The sequence below is a fragment of the Pelagibius sp. genome (assembly GCF_965249265.1).
Taxonomy (GTDB): Bacteria; Pseudomonadota; Alphaproteobacteria; order Kiloniellales; family Kiloniellaceae; genus Pelagibius.
In genome coordinates, this window is sequence record NZ_OZ252224.1 from 3,679,516 (window position 1) to 3,698,428 (window position 18,913).

At 63.6% G+C, this 18,913-nt stretch carries 17 protein-coding genes and 1 pseudogene; 10 read left to right on the forward strand and 8 right to left on the reverse strand.

Annotated features, from left to right (window positions below):
- Positions 1 to 39: 39 nt before the first annotated feature.
- Both ACP146_RS17565 and ACP146_RS17570 read right to left on the reverse strand, forming a co-directional pair.
- Positions 40 to 1,368 (reverse strand): extracellular solute-binding protein, encoded by a 1,329-nt coding sequence (locus tag ACP146_RS17565; protein WP_422368048.1) that lies wholly within the window; start codon positions 1,366 to 1,368, stop codon positions 40 to 42.
- A 28-nt stretch (positions 1,369 to 1,396) separates the two neighbouring features.
- Positions 1,397 to 2,479 (reverse strand): ABC transporter ATP-binding protein, encoded by a 1,083-nt coding sequence (locus tag ACP146_RS17570; RefSeq protein WP_422368049.1) that lies wholly within the window; start codon positions 2,477 to 2,479, stop codon positions 1,397 to 1,399.
- Positions 2,480 to 2,691: 212 nt separating this feature from the next.
- Here ACP146_RS17570 and ACP146_RS17575 point away from each other — a divergent pair, with 212 nt between their 5' ends.
- Positions 2,692 to 3,675, forward strand: a complete 984-nt coding sequence (locus tag ACP146_RS17575) for a LacI family DNA-binding transcriptional regulator (RefSeq protein ID WP_422368050.1) — start codon at positions 2,692 to 2,694, stop codon at positions 3,673 to 3,675.
- Between the two features lie 97 nt (positions 3,676 to 3,772).
- Here the strand turns inward: ACP146_RS17575 and ACP146_RS17580 are convergent, their stop codons facing one another.
- The 3 genes and pseudogenes from ACP146_RS17580 to ACP146_RS17590 form a co-directional block, all read right to left on the reverse strand.
- Positions 3,773 to 5,620 (reverse strand): hypothetical protein, encoded by a 1,848-nt coding sequence (locus ACP146_RS17580; protein ID WP_422368051.1) that lies wholly within the window; start codon positions 5,618 to 5,620, stop codon positions 3,773 to 3,775.
- A gap of 298 nt (positions 5,621 to 5,918) precedes the next feature.
- Positions 5,919 to 6,137, reverse strand: a pseudogene (locus ACP146_RS17585) (FCD domain-containing protein); the annotation flags it as partial.
- A 99-nt stretch (positions 6,138 to 6,236) separates the two neighbouring features.
- On the reverse strand, positions 6,237 to 7,238 hold the full coding sequence (locus ACP146_RS17590; protein ID WP_422368052.1) for an ornithine cyclodeaminase family protein: 1,002 nt from the start codon (positions 7,236 to 7,238) through the stop codon (positions 6,237 to 6,239).
- A 125-nt stretch (positions 7,239 to 7,363) separates the two neighbouring features.
- Between ACP146_RS17590 and ACP146_RS17595 the strand changes: the two genes are divergently transcribed.
- On the forward strand, positions 7,364 to 8,263 hold the full coding sequence (locus ACP146_RS17595) for a LysR substrate-binding domain-containing protein (protein ID WP_422368053.1): 900 nt from the start codon (positions 7,364 to 7,366) through the stop codon (positions 8,261 to 8,263).
- A gap of 15 nt (positions 8,264 to 8,278) precedes the next feature.
- Here the strand turns inward: ACP146_RS17595 and ACP146_RS17600 are convergent, their stop codons facing one another.
- On the reverse strand, positions 8,279 to 8,941 hold the full coding sequence (locus ACP146_RS17600; protein ID WP_422368054.1) for a GntR family transcriptional regulator: 663 nt from the start codon (positions 8,939 to 8,941) through the stop codon (positions 8,279 to 8,281).
- A gap of 202 nt (positions 8,942 to 9,143) precedes the next feature.
- Here ACP146_RS17600 and dctP point away from each other — a divergent pair, with 202 nt between their 5' ends.
- From dctP to ACP146_RS17625, 5 genes are all read left to right on the forward strand, one after another.
- Complete coding sequence (dctP, locus tag ACP146_RS17605) at positions 9,144 to 10,145, forward strand: TRAP transporter substrate-binding protein DctP (RefSeq protein ID WP_422368055.1); 1,002 nt, start codon at positions 9,144 to 9,146, stop codon at positions 10,143 to 10,145.
- A gap of 76 nt (positions 10,146 to 10,221) precedes the next feature.
- Positions 10,222 to 10,740, forward strand: coding sequence for a TRAP transporter small permease (locus tag ACP146_RS17610; RefSeq protein ID WP_422368056.1), 519 nt, complete (start codon positions 10,222 to 10,224; stop codon positions 10,738 to 10,740).
- The gene (locus tag ACP146_RS17615; protein WP_422368057.1) at positions 10,740 to 12,062 is read left to right on the forward strand and encodes a TRAP transporter large permease; all 1,323 of its coding nucleotides are present in this window, start codon (positions 10,740 to 10,742) and stop codon (positions 12,060 to 12,062) included. The genes ACP146_RS17610 and ACP146_RS17615 overlap by 1 nt, the downstream gene beginning before the upstream one ends.
- Positions 12,059 to 13,363 (forward strand): malonyl-CoA decarboxylase, encoded by a 1,305-nt coding sequence (locus ACP146_RS17620; protein WP_422368058.1) that lies wholly within the window; start codon positions 12,059 to 12,061, stop codon positions 13,361 to 13,363. The genes ACP146_RS17615 and ACP146_RS17620 overlap by 4 nt, the downstream gene beginning before the upstream one ends.
- Before the next feature lie 5 nt (positions 13,364 to 13,368).
- A complete protein-coding gene (locus tag ACP146_RS17625) occupies positions 13,369 to 14,931 on the forward strand; it encodes a malonate--CoA ligase (RefSeq protein WP_422368059.1) in 1,563 nt (520 codons plus the stop codon).
- Here ACP146_RS17625 and ACP146_RS17630 read toward each other — a convergent pair.
- Positions 14,928 to 15,917, reverse strand: a complete 990-nt coding sequence (locus ACP146_RS17630) for a zinc-dependent alcohol dehydrogenase family protein (protein ID WP_422368060.1) — start codon at positions 15,915 to 15,917, stop codon at positions 14,928 to 14,930. The two genes, ACP146_RS17625 and ACP146_RS17630, sit on opposite strands and share 4 nt — an antisense overlap.
- A gap of 194 nt (positions 15,918 to 16,111) precedes the next feature.
- On the opposite strand from ACP146_RS17630, the gene ACP146_RS17635 reads away from it, so the two are divergent.
- Entirely contained in the window at positions 16,112 to 16,447 is a 336-nt protein-coding gene (locus tag ACP146_RS17635; protein ID WP_422368061.1) for a SemiSWEET family sugar transporter, read from the forward strand.
- Here ACP146_RS17635 and ACP146_RS17640 read toward each other — a convergent pair.
- Positions 16,444 to 17,349, reverse strand: a complete 906-nt coding sequence (locus ACP146_RS17640) for a dihydrodipicolinate synthase family protein (RefSeq protein ID WP_422368062.1) — start codon at positions 17,347 to 17,349, stop codon at positions 16,444 to 16,446. The two genes, ACP146_RS17635 and ACP146_RS17640, sit on opposite strands and share 4 nt — an antisense overlap.
- A gap of 162 nt (positions 17,350 to 17,511) precedes the next feature.
- Between ACP146_RS17640 and ACP146_RS17645 the strand changes: the two genes are divergently transcribed.
- Positions 17,512 to 17,934: an NUDIX hydrolase gene (locus ACP146_RS17645; protein WP_422368063.1), complete on the forward strand. Its 423-nt coding sequence runs from the start codon at positions 17,512 to 17,514 to the stop codon at positions 17,932 to 17,934.
- Between the two features lie 191 nt (positions 17,935 to 18,125).
- The gene (locus tag ACP146_RS17650) at positions 18,126 to 18,908 is read left to right on the forward strand and encodes a FadR/GntR family transcriptional regulator (RefSeq protein ID WP_422368064.1); all 783 of its coding nucleotides are present in this window, start codon (positions 18,126 to 18,128) and stop codon (positions 18,906 to 18,908) included.
- Positions 18,909 to 18,913 lie beyond the last annotated feature (5 nt).

Genomic DNA, 18,913 nt, shown 5'->3' on the forward strand with positions numbered 1-18,913 from the left:
GGACACCGATCCAAGCGGACCGGCATCCCGCATCAACCCTTACTGCCAGGTGTAGTAGCCGGCTTCGTCCATGATGGCGCGGGCCCGCTCGGCGACGCCATTCAGGGCCTCCTGAGGATCGAGATCCTCGGTCAGCACCTTGGACATGGTCGTGCCGATATCGGCGTTGATCTTGCCCCAGGTGGGGATGATCGGACGCCAGTCGGGGTCGGCGTACTTCAGCGCTTCGCCGAAGGTCGCCGAATAGGGATACTTCTCGTTCAGCTCGGCATTCTGATAGGTCGAGAAGCGCGAGGGATTACCCCCGGCCATGGCCACCAGCAGATCGCCCTTCTTCGACGTCAGCCACTGCATCAGCAGAAAGGCTGCCTCTTTGTTCTGGGCGTTTTTGGGAATGGCGATGCCGAAACCGCCGGTCTGGCTGCCGCGGCGCACGCCGGCCGGATGCAGGGCGTAGCCGACCTTGCCGGCCACCGTGCTGCTTGACGGATCTTCAAAGCCGGCGGCAAAGGCGATGGAGTCCATGAACATCGCCGCCTGGCCCTGCTTGAAGGCGGCCGCGGCCTCGGCGGGACCAAAGGTCTGCGCGCCCTCGGGACCGCAATCGACAATCGTCTTCAGCGCCTTGGCGGCCGCAACGCCCGCATCGTTGTTGATGATCGGGTTCCAGGCGTCATCGAAGACGCGGCCACCCAGTGGTGCCAGATGAAGCAGGAAAGCGTGACTGGCCTGATGACCCGAGGCCGCACGCGAAGCCATGCCGCCCATGCCGGGTTCGACCTCGGGAATCTTGCAGGCCGCTTCCAGCAGCTGGTCGTAAGTCTCCGGCACCGGAATACCGTGCTTCTCGAAGATGTCCTTGCGATAGGCAAGCACCGAGGTTTCAGATCCAAAAGGAATACCGAAGGTAGAGCCCGTCTTGCCCGGCAGATAGCCTTTCACCCCGCCGGCAACGCCGATGTTCTGCACATAGCCGTCGATCAGGTCTTCACTGTCGTAGTTCGGGTCGGCCAACTTCGGGTTCATGAAAAACCGGGCCAGATTCTCCAACTGATCGGCGAAGACGTAATCGGCCTTGGAGAAGACGACATAGGCAATCAGGTCATAGTCGCCCCGCGCCTTCGTCAGCTCCAGGGTCTGGCGCTCGCGCATCTTCAGATATTGAAGCTGATCCACCTCGACCCTGATGCCGGTTTCCTTGGTGAATTCCGGCAGTACCTTCATCACCGCGTTGTAGTGCGGATGCGCGGGGAAGTTCACGACCAGGGTCGTTCCCTCATAAGGCTCGTATGGATTGGCCGCAGTGCCCGATACCCAGAGGGCGAGGCCGGTTGCCATCGCCAAGGTTGCTTTCCAGTGTTTCCTCATGACTTTCCCTCCCAGGGGTTGGTTTCTTTTAGAGCGTGAGTCCCGTTTCTTTATCGAAGACCATGATGTCCTCGGGCTTGACGCCGAATGTCATGGTGACGCCGGCCTTCATCGGCGAGGCGCTGTCGTGCTCGACCAGAATTTCCGCATCGCCGCAACGGGTCACCAGGACCGAGTGGGCGCCGAGATACTCGGACACGGCGAGATGGAGATCGATGGGTGCGGCGTAGGTCAGTTCCGTGCTGAAGGCCGAGGGCCGGATGCCGATAGTGACCGCCTTGCTCGCATGGCCGGACAACCGGGCCTTCAGAGCGTCTGCCAGGGGCAGCGTAAAGCCGTTGCCTTGAACGCTGAGCACATCGCCGGCCGCGGTCAGCTCGGCCTCAAGGAAATTCATCGTCGGGCTGCCGATGAAACCGGCAACGAACCTATTGGCCGGGGTTTTGAAGAGCTCTTCGGGCGAGCCCTGCTGCTGTATGACGCCTTCGGACATCACGACGATCCGGTCGCCCAACGTCATCGCCTCGATCTGGTCATGGGTCACGTAGACCATGTTCTTATCGAGGGTGTCGCGCATCTCGGCCAGCTCAGTACGCATCTTGGCGCGCAGCTTCGCATCCAGGTTCGACAGAGGTTCATCGAACAGAAAAGTGGAGGAGTTGCGCACCAGCGCCCGGCCCATGGCCACCCTTTGGCGCTGCCCGCCGGACAGCTCGGCCGGCTTGCGGTCGAGCAGATGGGCGATGTTCAGCATCTTGGCGACGCGGCCGACCTTCTCTTCGATCTCGGCTTTGGAATTGCGTTGAAGCCGGAGCGCGAAAGACATGTTCCGGGCGATGTTCATATGCGGATAGAGCGCGTAGTCCTGGAACACCATCGCCAGGTCGCGGTCCTTCGGCTCCAGTCCACTGATCGGCCTGTCGTCGAAGTAGATCTCGCCGCCGCTGAGGCTTTCCAGGCCGGCGAGCATGCGCAGGGTGGTCGACTTGCCGCAGCCGGAGGGGCCGACAAGGACGGTGAATTCACCATCCTCCAGCTCCAGGTCGAGCGGCGGCAGAACACGCACGGCTCCATAGCTTTTCTCGACACCGGCAAACCGGATGTGCGGCACGGTGGAACCTCCCCTATTTCTTGTTTTTTACCAGCGTCCTGAATGCCATCGCTTCTTTCAAGCGGCTATGCTAGGAAACTACGTTAACGCTAACGTAGATCGCAGACTTGCAATGCAAGGGCGAGACTGGGAAGCGATTGGAAGACAAGACCAAATCCCGACCCAAGGCGGCGTCCAAGCGAAGTACAAAAGCGCCCGCTAAAATTGAAGACGTGGCGCGTCACGCCGGGGTCAGCATCATGACGGTCTCCCGCGCCATGCGCGGCGTCGAGGGGGTATCGGCAAAGAAGCGGGCGGAAATCCTGCGCCTTGCCAAGCGCCTCAACTATCAACCGAGCAGCGTGGCCGGCTCCCTGGCGGCGGCAAACTCGACCCTCATCGGTGTGTCGGTTCCGACCCTGTTCGAAGCGGTGTTCGCGGAAATCTTCGATGGCATGCGCGCCACCTTCGCCAATGCCGGCCTGCAGACCGTCATGGATACGACCGAGTACGATAAGACCCACGAGCAGAGCTGGGTCGACCGCATGATCTCCTGGCGTCCGGCGGGGATCATTCTCAGCGGCGCCGAACACAGCGCGCATACCCGGAGCCGCATTCGCGCTGCCGGCATCCCGGCCCTGGAGATCTGGGACTTCACGGAAGACCCCATCGACCTCTGCGTCGGCGTCGATCATCACGCCGCCGGGCTTGAGATGGGAGAGCACCTGGTGAAGCTGGGCTACCGGCGCCCGGCCTATGTCGGGGTCGAGCAGGACCGCGACGCAAGAGCGGAGAACCGCCTCGAAGGGCTCCGCAGTGCCTTTGAGAGCTTCGGCCTTTCGAACGATCACGACATCAGGGCCGGCAAGCAAGCCTCCTTCGAGGCCGGCTTCAACGGTGTGCGGACCATGCTTTCCACCGCAGCGCCACGGCCTGACGTGATCTATTTTCTCAACGACCACATGGCCTTCGGCGGCCTCATGGCCTGTGAGCGGGCGGGCCTGAAAGTTCCCCGGGACATCGGCATCGTCGGCTTCAACGGTCTCAACATCAACAAGGTGCTGGACAAATCGATCACCACCTCGCTGACCCATCGCAGTCTGATGGGCGAAACCGGGGCCAAGATGCTGGTTGCGAAAATACTCGGCGCGAAAACCGAGCGAACGGTGGCCCTGCCCGTCGATCTGCAGAACGGCGAGACGACCCGCCGCCAGTAAAGACAGATAGAGAAGACAGATAGAGAAGAGAGCGGCGCCGGGCACCACCGGAATCACGATGTTCTCGTGACGCGCAGCAGTGCCCGGAACCGTTCCTCTAGTTGGCGTTCCGCTGCATGATGCGCCGCGGCCGCTTCACCGGCTCAGCGCTCGGCTCAGCACCGGACTGCACCCCGCCGAGACGGCCCAGGCTGAAGTCCGAGGTCTCGCAGTTCGCCGTGCTCGAAATGCCGGTGGAACCGATCTGGCAAACCTCCAGGCGCCAGGCCCGGCTGCCGGCCAGGGGACGCAAATCGAAGTTGGCCGTGTTCCCGGTCATCTGTTGAGGCAACTGCGCCGAACGCACGCGCTGAAGACCGCCGTCCGTTCTGCGGAAGAAACGCAGGGCATAGTTGGCATTGGCCTGACCGCCGGAAAGCCGGATCACGCCCTTGCGCACCCGGCCTTCGGGGGCCTGGATGTCAAAGCCGGCCGTGGCCGCTTCGCCCACACCCGCGAGCTGCGCATTGGCACCGCCGCCCGGCTGGGCCAGACGGCCGCCGATACCCTGCTGGGAGTGTTCCTCGCGCGGCTCGACACCGATACCGCCGATACCCTGGCCGACCGGCATGGACGGGGCGCGGCAGACCACACTGAAATCCTGAGCGGTTTCATCGACCAGATCACCGCCATTGTTGCGCAACTGCATGGCAATGCGCAGCGGTTGGCGGGCTTGCTGGACGTTGTCCCAGGAAAGAGTGTGTGTGGCCTTGAAGATGTCTCTCTCGGTATCGTCGAAAGTATACTCGAACATCTGCAGGGGCCGGTTGCCGACGGAAAGAAGAGCCCTGCCGGAAGACTCACCGCGTCCCCTTGCCACACCGGCGACCGTGATCACCTCGGGACAGTAAAGGCCGCGAAACTCGGTCTCAGACTCCACCTGATAGCTCACCGAGTCAGCTTTGGGCGGCAACACGGTGGTGAGACCGCCGTTGCCCTGACCGCAGATAAGATCATACTCCCGCCAGGGTGAGGCGAAGTTCGCGTCCACCCCGACGATCCGGATCTGGCCGCTTCTGCCGCCGCCCGTCAGTTGATAGTCCTGCGTGAAGCTGGCGGTCCCGTCGTCGCGGGTGCGGCTGTTCAGGATGTTGCTCTGCTGGCCCGTGTCGTCGACAAAGCGGAACCTGACCAGCTGATTGGGGGAAGCCGTTTCGAATTCAACCTGAAGGCCCAAGGTGCAGGCCCCCGTGTTGCTGGCCTCTTCTAAGATGTTGAGACGTGAGACGACGGAGGGTATTTCTCGGACGGGGGCCTCCCGCCTGCAGGTCACGTTCACTGCGTTCCGTCGGCTACCGACTTCGGGGGGCTCCTCCACGCCCTCGATACCGGTTGTCTCGTAGGTGACGTATCCATCCACAAAAACCTGTACCTGATGGTCCTGGGCGAAGACCTGATCCTGACTCCAGCCCTGGGACTGCAAACGCTGGGCGTTTTGGTTACAGGCTACGGCCATGGTCGCAGCATAGTCGGTCTTTTCGATGGTGAAGCGATGAGTGCGCTCGACTCTTTTCGGGCGCCTTGTGTCATAGGAATCGGAAACACCGCTGTTGGGGAACAGCATCGTGTTGCCGTTCGGCAAAGTCATCTCGGGCCGGGCGAACCACTCAGTGACCCGGCCGGAAATCTCGGCATCGACTTCGATCTCCAGATCGCCCCGGATTGGAACCGCCGGCGAGGAGAGGCCGGTATAGGTCGATCCGTTGTTTTCGACCACCACAGGCGGCGCACTGAAGTTCGTGACAGAGGCATTGCCGTAGTCGGCGAAGGCTGCGCCGCTTGCGGCGAAGACCGCACTGAACGCGGTGGCTGACAACAGGGCGCGGCGCCAGGCAGAGCCGTGGCGGCGACGGGTGGAAAGGTGTTTTGCAGGGTGCTGGTCACCCCGGCTGCGGCGGCGGAACATACATGTCTCCTTAAGATGATTGGTCCTATTGCGCGGCCCAAGCCGGCAACCAGCGGTCCGTCGCCCGGTCACCCATCGGGGTTCAACGGAACGGTGACCCGATCCGGGCGGCGCACGAATTGCCGCGGAATTACGCGCAAAGCCTTCGCCAAGGAACCCGTGAATCCGCACAAACAGCGTGCAGATCTGCAGTGCAGCGCCAAGGAATCGTTAACCAAATGAGGCGGATCTCGCTGCGGCTGGCAAAGCAGGCTTTCCTAAGGTTGCCAGCATAACCCATTGAGAAAATGATGTTTTTTCAGGCGCTTTTCACTTCGCGTCGCTCCAGGGAGGCTGGAACGTGGGCGAAGCGTTCGCCCTGAACGGTCACATTGCCGCGCATGACCTCGGCCGCCGCCTCTGCGTCGCCGGCTTCGATCGCCGTGATCACAATCTCGTGTTCGGCAAAAGAAGCACGCAACCGGGCGCGCAGTTGCACGCGGCAGTATGCCTTCAGGTGCTTCTGCAGGGCATCGGTCTGCTCGACAAGGAAGCCGCCGAGAAGACAACGCTAACTTATCGAAAGCTGCCGGAAACAGTCAGTGACCATCAGCCCGCTCCGGCCGAAACCGGAGGATCAAAAAACGGCGGTCGAAACGGCCGCTTTGCAGCGGGCGCGGCGGAGAACCAGCTCGGCTGCGACAAGGTCCTCCATCGCGATGCCCATGGCTTTGTAGACGGTGATCTCTTCATCGGATGTTCGCAAAGGCGCCCGACCGACAAGGGCATCACCCAGCCTGATCGCCGTCGCGGGATCGAGCTGTTGAAGTTCCCCGCAACCGACCGGCGGCGCTTGGAACGACGCATCGGACTCGACATAGAGTTTGTGATCACGGGCCAGGGCAACCGGCAGTTCGCCCTGCGGCGGCGCATAGCCGACGGAGGTTACATGGGTGCCCGGCCGCACCCAGTCGGAATGGATGACCGGCTGGTAGGCGTGGGTTGCCAGGCAGACGACATCGGAGCGGCGGACCGCCGCTTCGACGTCCCGGACCGCCTTGGCTTTGGGATGCCGTTCCGCCAGCCTCTGGGCGTCCTCGAAATGCAAAGAGGCAATGAGTATCTCGTCGAAGTCACGCACCAGGGGTAGCAGGCGCAGATGCTCGCGGCCCTGAACCCCGCCGCCGATGACGGTCGCGACCCTCGCGTCGGGCCTTGCGATCTCCCGCACCGAAAGAACGGCGGCCGCCGCGGTGCGAATGCCGGTGATGTAGGTGCCGTCCATCAGACACAAGGGGGCGCCGTTTTGCGGATCGAAGAGGTTGATCATCGCAAGGTGATTCGGAAGCCCCCGTTCGAGATTGCCTTCGAAAACCGAGACCATCTTCACCATGACCGGAGAACCCTTGCGCCAGGCCGGCATGGACAGCAGGAAGCCCTTCTCCGGGATCGTGATCTCCGGACGGTCGGGTGTCTGGACTTCGCCCCGCGCCAGCGCCCGAAACCCCTCGGCCAGGCCGTCCAGCAAAGCCTGCATGTCCAGCAGTTTGATAACGTCGGTTTCGCTGAGCGTCATAACCTGGAGGTCACCTTTGGTGATCTCCGCCGCGCTTTTCTGCAGTGAAACCCACGGCAACATCAGGTCTGCTCCTGTTGATTTTTGACGATTAGCTGGACTCTTGGGCTCGTTTCCGGTGAGTAGAAGGGCAAATTTGCCTCCTTCACAAATTCCTTCGCTGCCGCAAGACATAACCAGAGGTAATAATGCTGAGCCGACCGCTGCCGCCCTTTGCCGCTCTCCGGGCCTTTGAGGCCGTGGCGCGAACCTTGAGTTTCACGCGCGCCGCCGAAGACCTCGGCATCTCCCAAGCCGCCGTCAGCCGCCAGGTCCGCGCTCTGGAGCGCGAGCTGGGCGTCCGTCTCGTTGACCGGCATGCCGGTCACAACGATCTCTCCGCACCCGGGCGAACCCTCTTTGCCGCGCTGAGGGACGGCTTCAACCGGATGGAGGAAGGCGTGCGGGCCGTTTCGTCACAGCCGGGCCGCACTGTTCTGACCCTGAGCGTCGCGCCCTTCTTCTCGTCCTGCTGGCTGACCCCGCGCATCATGAAGTTCGTCGAGGCCCATCCGGAAATAGACCTGCGGCTGCACCACTCCTACCAGCCACCCGACTATCGCCGCGAACAGATCGACCTCGGCATCAATTGGGGCGACGGAAACTGGCCCGGCGTAAAGGCGGAGCGGGTGTTCGACGGATCATTGACGCCGGTCTGCGCGCCGGACTTTCCCGGCCTGCGGCGCAAGAACGCCAAGCCGGCGGATCTTTTGAAGCTGCCGCTGTTTTATGAGTTCCACGAAGGCGACTGGGTACAGTGGTTTTCCGCCGCCGGGCTGAAGATCTCCAAGCCCCTTTCCGCAACACGGATCGACGACTCGAACGCTCTTCGGCAAATAGCCCTTGATGGACACGGTGTGGTTCTATTCTTCAGCGCGCTGGCGGAAGAAGACCTGCGCATCGGACGGCTCGTGCAGCCCTTCGACACGGTCGTCGATACCGGCGCACACTACTTCCTGAACCATCCGTCGGACCGCGAGATTCCGCTGGCGCAAAAGCGCTTTCGGCGCTGGCTTCTTGCAGAGCTTCCGGTCAGCCGCCTGCCTTAGATCAGACGTCTTAGATCAGGCGCTTTTCACTTCGCGCCGTTCCAGGGAAGCCAGCAGGTCGGCGAAGCGTTCGCCCTGCACGGTCACGTGACCGCGCATGGCTTCGGCCGCCGCCTCGGCGTCCCCGGCCTCGATGGCGGTGATCACCGCCTCATGCTCGGCGAAGGAGGCGCGCAAGCGGTCGCGCGCCCGTAGCTGCAGGCGGCGATAGGCCTTCAGGCGTTTCTGCAGGGCATCGGCCTGTTCGACGAGGAAGCCGTTGCGGCTCGCCTCGCGAATCTTCTCGTGGAAGACCTCGTTCTCATAGTAGTAGCCGTCGAAGTCGCCGCGCTCGGCGGCTTCGGCGCAGCCGGCATGGGCCTGGTGCAGGGCTGCCAGGTCGTCGGGCGTGGCGCGGCGGGCGGCAAGGCGGGCGCACATTGCCTCCAGCTCCGACATCACATCGAACATTTCCATCAGGCGCCGCGGGCCGACCTCGGCCACGAAAGTGCCGCGGCGCGGGCGCTGTTCGATCAGACCGGCGGCAGAAAGCTGGAACAGGGCCTCGCGGATCGGCGTGCGGGAAACCCCGAAGCGCGCCGCCAGTTGCAGCTCTTCCAGGCGGTCGCCCGGGCGCAGAACGCCGGTGAGGATTTCCTCCTCCAGGACGTCCCTCAACCGGTCTCCGCGTTTTTCCATGATGCTCTCATTCGAGGTTGCGGCAGGCACCTTAGCGGAAAACCCGATATACGACAATCGATCTTATGTATACATGACGATTGACTGTGCACTCACACGGTGATAGTCAAGCTGGGTGTTATTCAAATGACCAGGGGCAGGCTGCGAGAGCGGCCGTCACCAACAAGCGGACAGCCAGTCCGTGAAAACCCGGGAGGAACCCATGCTCAAGAATCGTACCCTCGGCGCCTTGGCAGCCGCCGCGACAGCACTGACGCTCACGGCGACGCTTTCCGCCGCCCAGGCGGCCGAGCTGAAGCTCAGTCATCAATGGTCTACCAGCGACGTGCGCCACAAGGTGGCCGAAATCGTCGCCAACGAGGTCGCCGCCGCGGATGTTGGCCTGGAAATCAAGATCTATCCGTCCAAGTCACTGTTCAAGCCGCGCGAGCAGTACACGCCGCTGACCCGCGGGCGTCTCGACATGACGGTGCTGCCGCTGTCCTATGCCGGCGGCCAGCAGCCGGCCTATAACCTGACCCTGATGCCGGGGCTGGTGAAGAACCACGATCACGGTGCCCGTCTCACCGCTTCGCCCTTCATGACGAAGCTGGAGGAGATCATGGCCGGCGACGATGTGATGGTGCTGGTGCACGGCTATCTGGCCGGAGGCTTCAGCGGCAAGGAAGGCTGCATCACCTCGCCAGACGACGTGAAGGGTCTGCAGACCCGCGCCGCCGGCAAGGCCTTCGAACAGATGCTGGCCGCCGCCGGTGCCTCCATCACCTCGATGCCGTCTTCGGAAATCTATTCGGCCATGCAGACCGGTGTGCTGGATGCGGCCAACACCTCTTCTTCCAGCTTCGTCTCCTACCGGCTCTACGAGCAGGTGAAGTGCTACACGCCCGCCGGCGATGTTGCCCTCTGGTTCATGTACCAGCCGCTGTTGATGAACAAGACGACCTTCGAGGGTTTGAGCGCCGAGCAGCAGGCCGCGCTGAAGGCCGGGGCCGCCAAGGCGGAGGCCTACTATCTGGAAGAAGCCAAAAAGGCCGATGCCGCCTCTGTCGAAGCCTTCAAGAAGGCCGGTGTCGAAATCGCCAACATGAGTGAAGCGGACTTTGCCGCCTGGCGGGACATCGCCAAAGCGTCATCCTACAAGGCCTTCGTCGAACAGACCCCCGGCGGCCAGGAATTGCTGGATCTCGCCTTGACGGTCGAATAAGACCGGCGCGCAACCGGCCGGCGGCGGGCGCGATTCCGCCGCCGGTTCCTTCCTTATTGCAGATTGGAGCGGCGCTATGAGCGAGCCGGCAACACCGCGCGCTGAAGGCCCCCTGCTCAAAGCCATCGGCGTCCTCTCCACGGTTTGCGGCGTTACCGCCGCGCTGATGATCTTCGTCTCCGTGCTGATCACCTGCCAGATGATCTGGATGCGCTTTGTGATGAACGCCTCCACCATCTGGCAGACCGAAATGGTGGTCTACCTGATGATCGCCGCGACCATGATCGGCCTGCCCTATGTGCAGCGCCTGCGCGGGCATGTGAACGTCGACCTGCTGCCGATGGTGCTGCCGCCGCCGCTGCGCCGCCTGCTTGCCTCCTTCACCCTCGTCTTGACCATCGCCGTGGCCGGGATCATCGCCTTCTACGGCTTCGAGCTGTTTCACATCGCTTTCGAGCGGAATTGGAAGTCCGATACGGTCTGGGGTGTCTCCTTGTGGATTCCCTATCTCGCCATTCCGCTCGGTTTCGGTCTCTTCGTTCTGCAACTCGCCGCGGATCTTTTCGCAGTTGCCACTGGAAAGGCGGACGGCTGATGGACCCTCTCGTTCTCGGCGCCCTGGTTGCCGTCTTCACGGTGCTGGTGCTGTTCTCCGGCGTCTCGGTCGCCGCCGGTCTGCTGATCGTCTCCGCCGGTTTCCTCATTGTTTTCGACGGCTTCGGTTCCATGGAACTGCTGCCGGAACTCTTCTTCGGCAAGCTGGACAACTTCGCTCTGCTGTCCATTCCGATGTTCATCATCATGGGCGCCGCGATTTCCTCGACCCGCGCCGGCGCCGATCTCTACGAAGCCTTGGAGCGTTGGCTGACCCGGGTACCGGGCGGTCTGGTCGTCTCCAACCTGGGCGCCTGTGCGCTTTTCGCCGCCATGTCCGGTTCCTCCCCGGCGACCTGCGCGGCCATCGGCAAGATGGGCATTCCGGAGATGCGCAAGCGCGGCTATCCCGACGGGGTCGCCGCCGGGTCCATCGCCGCCGGCGGCACCCTCGGCATCCTGATCCCGCCCTCGGTTACCATGATCGTCTATGGTATTTCGACCGAGACCTCCATCGGCCGGCTGTTCCTGGCCGGGGTGGTGCCCGGGCTGCTGCTGGTCGCCCTGTTCATGGCCTGGTCGATCTTCGACACCTGGCGCCAAGGCGGCGGCGACGCGGCCCTGGGCCGTATCCGTTACACCTGGGTCCAGAAGCTGGAAGTTCTGCCCCGCGTCCTGCCCTTCATCGCCATCATCCTGGGGGTGCTCTACGCGCTCTACGGCGGCGTCGCCACCCCTTCGGAAACCGCCGCCGTCGGCGCGCTACTTTGCGTTCTCGTCGCGGTGATCATCTACCGCCTCTATAATCCCGGCGCGCTCTGGGCGGTGCTGCGGGATTCGACGCGCGAGAGCGTGATGATCCTCTTCATCATCGGCGCCGCCGGCGTGTTCTCCTACATGCTCTCCAGCCTTTTCGTCACCCAGGCGATCGCCGAGTGGATCGGCGGGCTCGACGTGAACCGCTGGACCCTGATGTTCGCCATCAACATATTCCTGCTGGTAGCCGGCTTCTTCCTGCCGCCGGTGGCCGTCATCCTGATGTCGGCCCCGATCCTGCTGCCGATCGTGGTCTCCGCCGGTTTCGATCCCTACTGGTTCGCCGTTATTCTGACCATCAACATGGAGATCGGCTTGATTACCCCGCCGGTCGGCCTCAATCTCTATGTCATCAACGGCATCGCGCCGGACATCTCGCTGAAGACCATCCTTAAGGGATCGTTGCCCTTTGTCGTCTGCATGATACTGGCCATTGTCATTCTCTCGATCTTCCCCGGCATGGTCACCGGCCTGCCGGATGCGCTTATGGGGCCTGCCATAAAATGATCAGCGGCGGCATTCTGAACGACCTGCTCACACGTATCGCCGAAGCCGGGCGCAGCCTCACGCTGGGATCGCAGGCCCAAGGCGGCGACGCGCTGGCGCTCTGCGAGAGGCTGGTGAGCGGCAAGGGCGAGGCCACCGGGCTGGCCATCGCCCAACAGGTCTTCGACGCCTACGCGAAGCTCGATGCGCAGGAGCAGCTTGTCTTTTTCCGGCAGCTCAAAGACAGTTTCGACGTTGACGCCGAATCATTGGACCGCGCCATGGCGGCCTGGCGCAAACAAGGGCCGACCTCGGCGCGGGCGCTGCATTTCGCCTCGGAACCACGCAGCCAGGAGCTGATCCGTCGGCTGAACCGCGCGCCCGGTGGCACCCGGGCACTCGTTGATATGCGCGCCGATCTGCTCGGCGCCAGCCGGGAAGATGCGGATCTGAAGCCGCTCGACACCGACTTCCAGCATCTCCTGGCTTCCTGGTTCAATCGCGGTTTCCTGGAATTGCGGCACATCGACTGGTCGACTTCCGCGGAAGTCCTGGAAAAGATCATTGCCTACGAAGCGGTTCACGAGATCACCGGCTGGGATGACCTGCGCCGCCGGGTCGCCGCGCCCGACCGGCGTCTCTACGGTTTCTTTCATCCGGCGCTGACCGACGACCCTCTGATCTTCGTCGAAGTCGCCCTGACCGCCGAGATTCCGGATGCCATCGCCCCGATTCTGGCCGAGGAAAGGGTGCCCCTGGACCCGGCAAAGGCAACCACCGCCGCCTTTTACTCGATCTCAAACTGTCAGAAAGGCTTGCGCAATATCTCTTTCGGCAACTTCCTGATCAAACAGGTGGTCGAGGAACTGCGGCGCGAGTTCGAAAGCCTGACAACCTACGTCACCCTCTCACCGGTCCCCGGGCTGCGGCAGTGGGCGGAGCAGGAAACCCGGAATGCCGAGGGCCTGCTCAGCGGTGAGCAGCACAGCCTCGTCGAGAGACTGGAGTCCTACGAGGAGGCAACAGCAAGCGAGGAGATGCTCGGCCTCGCCGCCCTCTACCTGCTTGAGGCGAAGGCGCCGCGCGGAGGCGCCAAGGATCCGGTGGCCCGCTTCCACCTCGGCAACGGTGCCCGCTTGCAGCGTATCAATCTGGCTGCCGACCTCAGCCCGCGGGGACGCGCCAATGCCTGGGGCGTAATGGTCAACTACCTCTACGACCTGAAGGATATCGAAAAGAATCACGAGGCCTACGCCAACGACGGCAGCATCGCCTGTGCACCGGCCGTGCAGCGCCTCGTGAAAAGCAGCAAACGGGGATAGCCCAGATGTACGACTCCAATCATCTCCTCAGCCGCTTGCGGGCCGCCTCCCTGGGGCAGGAAGACGCCCGCTTCGCAGAGGTTGCCGAGGCTGAAGGGCGCCCCGCCGTATCCTACGGCGCCCTCTTCGCCGGTGCCGAATGCAACGCAAAAGCCCTGGTGGCGGCAGGCCTCGAGCCCGGCGACCGCGTTGCCGTGCAGGTCGAGAAGTCCATGGCGGCGCTCCAGCTTTACCTCGGCACGATCCTGGCCGGCGGCGTTTTCCTGCCGCTCAACACCGCCTACACCCCGGCGGAGGTGCGCTACTTCCTTGACGATGCGGAGCCGCGCATTTTCGTCTGCGATCCGGCAAGGCTGGACCGCCTTCAGGCCATCGCCGAAGAGGCCTCTGTCGGCAGCACCCTCACCCTCGGCGCCGACGGCCGGGGCAGCCTCAGCGAGGCGGTGGCGGCACAAGCGCCGGGCTTCGAGGCGGCGGCGCGGAGCGAGAACAACCTTGCCGCGATCCTTTACACATCCGGCACCACCGGGCGCTCCAAGGGTGCCATGCTGACCCACGGTAACCTCGCTTCCAATGCCGCGGTGCTGAAAGACACCTGGCGCTTCACCGCCGCGGACGTACTGATCCACGCCCTGCCGATCTTTCACACCCACGGGCTTTTCGTCGCCACCAACGTCACTCTGCTGGCCGGGGGCAGCATCATCTTCCGCGCCCGCTTCGATGCCGAGGCGATCCTGCAGGACATGCAGCGGGCCACCGCGATGATGGGCGTGCCGACCTTCTACGTCCGTCTGCTGGATTGCCCCGGGCTGACCAGGGAAGCGACAGCCGGTATGCGGGTCTTCATCTCCGGTTCCGCCCCGCTGCTGGCCGAAACTCACAAGCTCTGGGCGGAGCGCACGGGACACGCGATCCTGGAGCGCTACGGCATGACCGAGACCAGCATGAACACCTCTAACCCCTACGACGGCGAGCGCAGGGCCGGCACGGTGGGCTTCCCCCTGCCCGGCACGGAGGTGATCATCACCGACCCGGCCAGCGGCGCAACCCTGCCCCAAGGCGACGTCGGCGCCATAGAGGTGCGTGGCCCCAATGTCTTCAAGGGCTATTGGCGCATGCCCGAAAAAACCGGCGAGGAGTTGCGCGACAACGGCTTCTTCATTACCGGCGATCTCGGCATGATCGATGAACGCGGCTATGTCTCCATCGTCGGACGGTCCAAGGACCTGATCATCTCCGGCGGCTACAACATCTATCCCAAGGAAATCGAGGCACTCATCGACGACCTGCCGGGGGTGCAGGAATCCGCCGTCATCGGCCTGCCCCATCCCGACTTCGGTGAAGGGGTTGCCGCCGTGGTGGTTTGCGATGGCGGGCAGCACTTGAAAGAGACCGATGTCACCGCGGCCCTGAAGGACGACCTGGCGCGCTTCAAGCAGCCCAAGCGGGTCTTCCTGGTCGACGAGCTGCCGCGCAATACCATGGGCAAGGTGCAGAAGAACGAACTGCGGGAACGCTACAGGGAGACCTTCCAGCCCGCCCCCGGCGCACAGGCCGCTGGCGCTTAGACAGGCCCGTTCGGCGTCAGCAGGATCTTGCCGCCACGGCTTTCGGCATGGGCATGGGCCAGCGCCTCGGTCGCCTGGGACAGCGCGTATTCCGCTTCCACCGGCGAGATCAGCACGCCGTCCTCGAAGGCCCGCGCCATCTCCGCATACATCCCCTCGATTTCGAAGCGCGGCGTGGAGCCCATGTAGCCGACCAGCCAAAAGCCGGTCAGGCTGAGGCCGTGGATCACCGTGTGGTAGGACGACATGCGGCAGGGTTCACCCGAAATGAAGCCGTAGTTCACCACCGTGCCGCCGTCACTCAGAGTATCGGCGAGGGTCAGGGTGGCATCGCCGCCGATGGCGTCGATGCCCAGGCGGATCGGTGCTTCGGCGCCCGCCGCCGCCCGGATCTTGGCGGCCGCATCGCCCTCATCGGTGACCACGACATCGGCACCAAGCTCGGTAAGCTCCCCGATCAGCGCCTCACGGCGAACGATGTTGGCGGTCTTCAGGCCCCGCGCCCTGGCAAAGCGGATGATATGACGCCCGACGGCGGAATTCGCGGCATTCTGCACCACCCAGTCGCCCGGCTGCAGGTCGACGTAGTCTTCGAGCATCAGATGCGCGGAAGGCGGGTTGGCTTTCAGTTGCGCGGCATCGCGCCAGGCCAGCGACTTGGGGATGCGAATGAACTGTTCCGCCGGCCCCGCCACCTTTTCCGCCCAATTGGCTCGGCCCAGGCTCAGCACATGGTCGCCGGGTGCAAGCTCGACCCCTTCGCCAACGGCCAGGACCTCGCCCGCCCCTTCGATGCCGACGAAGGCGGGCAATTCTTCCGGGCCGGGATAGCGCCCCTCGAAGATCAGCAGGTCGGCCGGATTGATCGCCGCCGCGCGGATCGCCACCACCACCTCGCCCGGGCCGGGATCGCCCGGATCCGCCGTCTCTACCGCCGCGCAGGCAAGATCGGGACGGGCATGGCGTTGTAGCTGAACCGCAAGCATGGGCGAACTCCTGATCGGTCGAAAGAAAGGCAAGATCGGTCGTCGGCGATAGAACCGCAGGAGCGCCGCGGGCGCAACAGCCGGAAGGCATAGATTTAATCGTTTGAAGCCGCCTCCGGGACGCCGGAAGCTCACGACCCATGCAATCCAATGGGTTCCGTGAAGTTCCTCTCTTTCCAGTAAGGTCATACAAGATGGCAGCAGGCACGCTCACCCCCTGGCTGATTGAGGTTGTCGGCAGCGCAGCGGCGGTTCTCGGCACCCTCTGCTGGCTGCCGCAATCGGTTAAAGTGATCAGGGAAAAGCAGACGGCCGGCATCTCTCTCGCAGCTAACCTCATGCTGCTGAGCGCCGTGTCCCTGTGGATGATCTACGGCTTGTTGATCGGATCCTGGCCCCTGGTGCTGGCCAATGCCGTATCAACCACTCTGGTTCTCACCATCGTGGTCATGAAGATCAGGTACCGCCACCCGCAACAGACGGATCGGCCGGCGATGACTAAAGGAGGCAACGCGCCAACGCCGCTTTAAGCCGCCTTCCTGCCGGGACGGGTGTCGATGGCCTGCTGGATCAACGCGGTGATGCGCGCCCGCTCCTCCCCTTCCAGCGCGAGGCGCGGCGCACGGCAGGTCTCGCTGCCGTAACCGCACATGGCCTGGGCCAGCTTGATGTACTGAACAAGCTTGGTGTGGCAGTCGAGATGAAGCACCGGCATGAACCAACGATAGAGTTCGCGCGCCTCCGCGTAGCGGCCTTCGGTCGCCAGCGACCAGAGCTCCAGCGTTTCCTCGGGAAAAGCGTTGACCAGACCGGCAACGGTGCCGACGGCGCCCAGCATGGCCGATTCCAGCACCAGATCGTCGACCCCGCCGAAGAGCACGTAGCGCTCACCGCAGGCATTCACCAGGTCGGTCAGGCGGCGCGGGTCGTCGGAGGATTCCTTGATCGCCACCAGCATCGGTTCGTCGGCCAGTTCGGCGAACATCTCCGGCGTGATGTCGATGCCGTAGGTGACCGGATTGTTGTAGCACATGACCGGCAAGGCGCTGGCCCGGGCCACGCTGCGGTAATGGGCCATGGTCTCCCGCGCATCCGATTTGTAAACCATTGCCGGCAGCACCATCAGACCGTCGGCACCCAGCGCCTCGACATCTGCGGCAAAGCGGCAGGCAAGGGCCGTGGAGGTCTCCGCAACACCGGCGATCACCGGGACACGGCCGGCCGAGACTTCGACAGCGGCCTTCATGATGGCGCGCTTCTCGTCGGCCTCCAGGGAACAGTTCTCCCCGACCGTGCCCAGCATCACAAGGCCATGCACCCCGGCCCGGATCAGCATGTCCAGATGGGCTCTGGTGGCATCCATGTCCACCGCCTCGGCAGGGGTGAACTGGGTTGTCGCTGCGGGAAAGACGCCTTGCCATTCAACGGACATCGCTTGCACCTCCTTCAGAAAAACAAGACCCTGGCCATAGCACGCCGTGACGCCGCTGTCATGATCCTCGGGTTTCATGACCAACTGGAGCTTTGAGGAACAGGCGCTTTGCCAAGCAGAACTCTGCGAACGAACGAGGCCAAGTCAGGCTCTGTCCCCGGGATGAAAAACCCGGGTCCAAGGCTGGCGGTTCTGGCCGTTGTCGTCCACGATGACAAGGTGCTGCTCGTGCGCCGCGCCAATCCGCCCCAGGCCGGCGCTTGGGGGTTTCCCGGCGGCAAGGTCGAAGCCGGGGAAACGGTGCTGGATGCCGCGCGGCGCGAACTCCACGAAGAAACCGGCTTGACCGGCGGCAATGCCCGCCTGCTTGAAGCCATCGATCTGATCGAGGGGCCGGAAAGAACGTCAGCCGGCGTCCATCACCTGATGATCGCGGTCCGGCTCGACTGGCTGACGGGCCAGCCTCAGCCCGCCGATGACGCCTTGGCGCTGTGCTGGGCGTCTCCGCACGCATTGCCCAAGCCGCTTTGCCGAGACGTCGCCCGTCTTGCCCAGGCGGTCACTGGACCTGGGAAAGTCCGATAATAACCGGCATCGAGTTAAACCCTGCGTTTGGCTTGACGCCGGCCCGATCCGGCGACATAAAGGGCTTCCAAATTGGTGATACCAAAATGCCACTGGTCCTGAACTTGCATCGGTCACCGCTGTAACAAAGCGGCGGATGCAAACCGGACAGGCAGGAGGCCGCAGAGCCAAACGCTCTGCAGTAGGAGCGAATGGACCCAAGATTTCAGGAAATACCCCGCGAGCGGGTCGCCGACCGGATCGCCAGCGAACTGCTGCGGCTGATATCCAGCGGTGAACTCGCCCCCGGTGAACGCTTGCCCGGCGAACGGCAGTTGGCGGACATGATGGGCGTCAGCCGGGTTTCCATCCGCGCGGCCCTCCAGCAACTGAAGGCGCAGGGCTTCGTCAATGCCGTGCAGGGTGGCGGCACCCGCATCACCGCGGCAGCCGACGAGCTTGATTCGGCGCTGGCGCGGCTCGTGCGCTCGAACCGCGACAACCTGCACGATCTGGCGGAAGTTCGCACCAACCTCGAGGTCTGGGCCGCCCGCCGCGCGGCGGAACGTGCGACGCCGGAGCAGCGCGCCGAGATCGACCGAACCTTCGTCACCATGACGTCCAAAGGCCGGCCGTCGCGCATGAAGGCGGAAGACGATCTGAACTTTCACATGGCCATTGCCAAGGCCTCGGGCTCGGCGGTGTATCTCCATCTTCTTTCCGTACTGGGCGACGTGCTGGAGCAGATGCTGGCATTCAACCGCTACAGCCTTTGTGCGACGCCGAGCGATGATCAGCGCTTTGCGCAGCAGCACCGCGCCATCTGGTCGGCCATCAAGGCACGCGACGGCGATGCGGCGGCGGCAGCCATGAAGGACCATCTGACCACCGTGCTGTCGCGCTATGAGGAAGGTGCCCCTGCCGCGGACGAGCCGGCCGCAGGCTCCGCCACACGCAGCCCCGACGATCGCTCGCCGGGGTCCTCTCTTGGCTGAGCGAC